1 protein-coding gene is annotated in these 1,419 nt (G+C 48.2%); it reads left to right on the top strand.

Features of this window, described 5'->3' with window-relative positions; genetic code table 11:
- Positions 1 to 83 precede the first annotated feature (83 nt).
- On the top strand, positions 84 to 1,406 hold the full coding sequence (locus L5M18_RS23135) for an IS4-like element ISSba6 family transposase (RefSeq protein ID WP_263198718.1): 1,323 nt from the start codon (positions 84 to 86) through the stop codon (positions 1,404 to 1,406).
- Positions 1,407 to 1,419: the final 13 nt, after the last annotated feature.

Here is a 1,419-nt window from a genome sequence, read left to right as displayed (position 1 = left end):
TAATGCCGATCAGTTAAGACAGATCGCTTGACGATCTCGCTGAAAAGATCAAAATCCGATGACCTCATGTCATCGGATTTTTTATGCAACTCTCAGAAGCACTCGCCCGTACTCATATTACCCGCCTAACCGAATTCACCTGCTTAGCAGATGTGTTAGAACCTGAGTTAATTCAATCTTGTCTAGACTCTCAGGGCGTTGCGACGTTAAGACGGCGTAAATTGCCGATGGACGCGATGATTTGGGCCGTTATCGGAATGGCTTTGTTCCGAGGGGAGTCTGTTCGGTCACTCATCAACAAACTCGATATTGTTTTGCCGCAAGAGATTGATTATGTTGCACGCAGCGCCGTGACTCAGGCTCGTAAACGATTGGGCAGTGAGGTTATTAGAGAAGTATTTAGTCGCAGCGCCAATACCTGGCACGCGAGAGCTGAACATCCTCATTGGTGCGGCCTTAACTTGTATGGTGTTGACGGTGTAGTGTGGCGGACACCCGATAGTGTCCAAAATCAAGCCGCCTTTGCGCGTACCGCAAACGCTTCAGGCGAAGCGGCTTATCCGCAAATTCGCATGGTTTGCTTGATGGAATTAAGCAGCCATTTGTTGGTCAACAGCGCCTTTGATTCGGTTGCTGAAAATGAAATGAACTTAGCGTCCCAGCTCATTCCTAGCATTCCCAATCACAGCCTAACCCTATTTGACCGAGGATTTTACTCGCTCGGCCTGTTACACGCTTGGCAGCAAGCGCAACCTGATAGCCACTGGTTGTTGCCATTGAAGAAAGGCACTCAATATGAGGTGGTGCGAACGCTAGGAAAGCATGACCAGTGGGTGAAACTCACCACTACACCTCAAGCCAGAAAGAAATGGCCGCAGCTCCCTGAAACTCTTGAAGCGCGTTTATTGACTAAGACAGTGAAAGGTAAGTCAGTCGCCATTTTGACCTCGTTGACTGACCCGATGCGTTACCCCAGCGAAGACATCGTCGACTTATATGCCCATCGATGGGAAATCGAACTGGGCTACAGAGAGATGAAACAACATCTACTGGAGAGCCGTTTTACGCTCCGCAGTCAGCTACCAGAACTGGTGACTCAAGAGCTGTGGGGCATACTGCTGGCCTACAATCTAATCCGATATAAGATGTTACTGATGGCCAAAAGCTTGCCATCGGTCCACCCCAATCAACTGAGTTTTCGGGATGCGGCGAGTTATATCATCTTCAAGTTGACACAACTGCCATCACAAACACCGGGGAATGTCCCGAGAGACGTATTGGATATAGAACGAAATGCACGGCAATTTAAGCTGGATGGTAAACGGGAAAGGGCATATCCACGAGTTCTTAAAATGAGCAAAAACAAGTTTCCGGTTAGACCAAAGAAAAATGCCGTTCACTCTTAAGTGAACGGCATTA

Source organism: Shewanella sp. SM20, assembly GCF_025654545.1.
In the GTDB taxonomy this organism is placed as follows: Bacteria; Pseudomonadota; Gammaproteobacteria; order Enterobacterales; family Shewanellaceae; genus Shewanella; species Shewanella oncorhynchi.
Note: the sequence above shows the minus strand (reverse complement) of the source record. Positions and strands in the feature narration are given on the sequence as shown.